The 3,509-nt window shown below is 74.2% G+C and carries 3 protein-coding genes and 1 pseudogene; 2 read left to right on the top strand and 2 right to left on the bottom strand.

The features are described from left to right. Positions 1-240: 240 nt before the first annotated feature. The gene (locus JSX79_RS17925) at positions 241-957 is read right to left on the bottom strand and encodes a heme oxygenase (biliverdin-producing) (RefSeq protein ID WP_092387463.1); all 717 of its coding nucleotides are present in this window, start codon (positions 955-957) and stop codon (positions 241-243) included. A gap of 75 nt (positions 958-1,032) precedes the next feature. Between JSX79_RS17925 and JSX79_RS17930 the strand changes: the two genes are divergently transcribed. Both JSX79_RS17930 and JSX79_RS17935 read left to right on the top strand, forming a co-directional pair. Next, complete coding sequence (locus tag JSX79_RS17930; protein WP_229087550.1) at positions 1,033-1,878, top strand: siderophore-interacting protein; 846 nt, start codon at positions 1,033-1,035, stop codon at positions 1,876-1,878. A 52-nt stretch (positions 1,879-1,930) separates the two neighbouring features. Continuing rightward, positions 1,931-2,503, top strand: coding sequence for a GIY-YIG nuclease family protein (locus JSX79_RS17935; protein WP_229087551.1), 573 nt, complete (start codon positions 1,931-1,933; stop codon positions 2,501-2,503). Positions 2,504-3,019: 516 nt separating this feature from the next. Here JSX79_RS17935 and JSX79_RS17940 read toward each other — a convergent pair. Then, a pseudogene (locus JSX79_RS17940) lies at positions 3,020-3,509 on the bottom strand (hypothetical protein); the annotation flags it as partial.

Genomic DNA, 3,509 nt, shown 5'->3' on the forward strand with positions numbered 1-3,509 from the left:
CCCTTCGTTCGTGCCGTGCCCCGGGCGCCGCGGGCGCTTCGTGAGCAGAAATGGTCGCCCGGGCTGCCCGCACCCGACAGTTTCTGCTCACCAAGCGCCCGCGGCGCCCGGGGCACGGCACGAACGAAGGGAGCGCCGGGATCGCGGCGCGTGGCGGAAGCACCCCTGCGAAGCGACGCGCTCCGCGATCCCGGCGGGTCTGGTGGGCGGCACGGAGCCGCTCGGGTCAACTCGGCTCGGTCACGCGATCACGGCCACGTCGTCGCCCGCGCCGTGCGGCCCGTCGTCGTCGGACCACGCCCCGGGGCGTCCGAGCACCGGCCCCCGTGTCGCGTCGAGCCCCGCGAGCAGCCCGCTGTCGAGCCGGTGCGCCAGCTCGACCTCGGCGATCACCCGTTCGCGTTCCTCGGCCGACCACGGAGCCGCGTCGAGCTGCGCCCGGTAGGTCTGCTCGAACGCGCTCGGGTCGGCGACCTGGTCGAAGATGTAGAACAGGACGCCGTTCGTCTCGAAGCCGAACTGCTCCGCGAGCAGCCGCCCGATGAGTCGCCCGCCGGACAGGTCGCCGAGGGACCGCGTGTAGTGGTGGGCGACGAACCCGCCGGGCCACGTCGCCGCGACCTCGTTCAGTCGTCGGACGTACGCGGTGGTCTCGGGCAGCGGGCACACGAGCTCGGACCAGTCCGGACCGATGAGGTACTCGAGGTCCGCCCGGATCGCCGGCATCCGCGTCAACTGCGACGTGACGAAGGGGGCAGCCACGGGGTGGTCCGCCATCCGCTCGGCCGCGCGCTCGAGGGCGTCGTACACGAACGCGTACTGTCCGAGCAGGGCCGCGTACTCGCCCACGTCGCACCGCCCGGCGAGCAGGTCCTGCATGAACCCGTCGCCACCCGACCCCTGCGAGCGACGCGTGCGCCGACGCAGCAGCTCGGAGAACGGGATGACGGTGTCCATGGAGGTAAGGCTAACCTTACTGAGCGGTACGTCAAGCACAGCGCACCCAGAAGTCGAGAGAGGAAGCTCGCACCGATGAGCTCGAAACCCAAACGCCCCCAGCACGTCTTCGTCGTCGACCGCACGGAGCGTCTCTCGCCGCACATGGTCCGCGTCCACCTCGGCGGTCCCGCCTTCGACGAGTTCGTCGCGGCGGCGGACCCGGAGCGGCTCGCCACCACGGACAAGTACGTCAAGCTCCTGCTCGCGAAGCCGTCGCTCGGGCTCACGCCGCCGTACGACCTCGAGTCACTGCGCGAGTCGCTCCCGAAGCACGACCGGCCGGCGCGCCGCACCTACACCGTGCGCGCCGTCGACCACGAGGCGAAGACCATCGCCGTCGACTTCGTCGTGCACGGCGACGACGGCCTCGCGGGTCCCTGGGCGGCCTCGGCGCAGCCCGGCGACATCCTCGCCCTCTCGGGTCCCGGCGGCGGGTACACCCCGTCCACCGACCCCGCCGTCACCCACGTGCTGCTCGGCGACGACAGCGCGCTCCCCGCGATCTCCGCCGCCCTCGAGGGCATGGCCGACACCGCCACGGGCGTCGCCCTCGTCGAGGTGGCGGGTCCGGCCGACGAGCAGGACGTCGCGCACCCGGCCGGGGTCGACCTGCGGTGGCTGCACCGCGACGCCACCGGCGCCGAGCCGGGCACGCTGCTGCTGGAGGCGGCTCGCTCGCTGGAGCGCGCCTCCAGGCCGGTGCAGGTGTTCGCGCACGGCGAGCGGACCGCGATGAAGGCGATCCGTCGACTGCTGCAGGACGACTGGGGACTCGAGAAGTCCGAGATGTCGCTGTCCGCGTACTGGGCGCTGGGGCGCGCCGAGGACCGGTTCCAGGAGGAGAAGCGCGAACCGATCGGCGTCATCTTCACCGAGTAGCGCCGGCCTGGAGGCGCGGCTGGCGTCGGTGGGTCGGGCTAGCGTTCCCGGCATGGTCGCCCTCTCGTGCTGCGCGCCCGGTTGCGACGCCGGTGCGGTCGCCGGGTCGGCGGTGCCCGCGGTGCCGCTGTGCGCCGGACACGTCGCCCTCGTGGTCGACGCCGCCGCCGAGCACGTCGGCGTCGAGGACGTGCTGCCCGGCCCGTGCCCGGTGTGCGGGTCTCGGGTCGGCGTGCGCTTCCCGTCGGGTGCGGTGTGTGCGACGTGCGAGTGGCGCTGGGGCGACGTGCCGGACGGGGACCTCGCTCCCCCACGGGTCGACGTCGTGTACTACCTGCGGATGCGGGACGACTTCGGCGACCGGATCAAGATCGGGACGACGGCGAACCCGCGGCAGCGGCTCGCGGCGATCCCGCACCAGGACCTCCTCGGGTTCGAGCGCGGCGACCGGACCCTCGAGCGGCGGCGGCACGCGCAGTTCGCCGGGTCGCGGTACCCCGGCACGGAGTGGTTCCGGGTGACGCCGGAGTTGCTCGAGCACGTCGCGGTCGTGTCCGCGGGCGTGAGCGACCCGTGGGAGCTGCACGCCCGGTGGCGGAGCGAGGCGCTGGCGCTGCGCGGGTGAGGCGCGGCGCGGCGGCCGGCCGGCGGCGCCCCACGGCCGGCGGGTGCTGCGCACAACGCAAGGCACGTCGAACCGCGGGGAACCGCGGTTCCGGCGCACTTCGGTTGTGCGGCGGGCGAAGGCGTGCGCGCCCCGCGCGTCGAACCACGAAAGCGACGTCGCACCAGCCGTCGCACGCGGTTCGACGTCGTTTCCGTGGTTCGACGCGGCGCCGCCGGCGGCCGGCGGGTGCTGCGCACAACGCAAGGCACGCCGAACCGCGGGGAACCGCGGTTCCGGCGCACTTCGGTTGTGCGGCGGGCGAGCGCACGTCACCAGCGGGCGCCCGCGCGCGTCGAACCACGAAAGCGACGTCGCACCAGCCGTCGCACGCGGTTCGACGTCGCTTCCGTGGTTCGACGCGGCGCGGCCGGCGGCGGGCCGGTGCTGCGCACAACGCAAGTCACGCCGAACCGCGGGGAACCGCGGTTCCGGCGCACTTCGGTTGTGCGGCGCCGACGCCCGGCCGCCAGCGCGTCAGCGCGCGTACGCGTCGACGAAGAGGGCGCCGCGGACCTCGCGCAGCGTGTCGGCCAGGCGGGCGATCGTCCGGCCCGAGATCCCGGAGACCTCGAGGTCGTACGGCCCCAGCGCCTGCAGCCGGCCGGTCCGGATGCGGACGACCTCCCACCCGACACCGCGCACGGCACGGTCCTTCCGGCGGTCCGTCTCCTGCCGGGGTCCGACGTGCTCGAGGCCGTGGCGTCCGGTGGAGTCGTACTCGATCGCGACGCGGAGCTCCGGCAGGATGATGTCCGGCCAGACCTCGACGTGGTCGAAGAACGGTCGGTCGAGGCGGATCGCGGAGTGGTCGAACGTGAAGGCGAACCGCTCGGCGAGGGCGCCACGGAGCTCGGCCTCGACCGCGGAGGCCGTCGCCGGGGCGCACACGCTCGTGAACGACTCCCCCGAGGGCAGCCGCGGCGTCTTCGGGCAGATCGACCGCGGGGCGGCCGGGGGCCGGGGC

This window comes from Curtobacterium sp. GD1, from assembly GCF_020882855.1.
Classification (GTDB): Bacteria; Actinomycetota; Actinomycetes; order Actinomycetales; family Microbacteriaceae; genus Curtobacterium.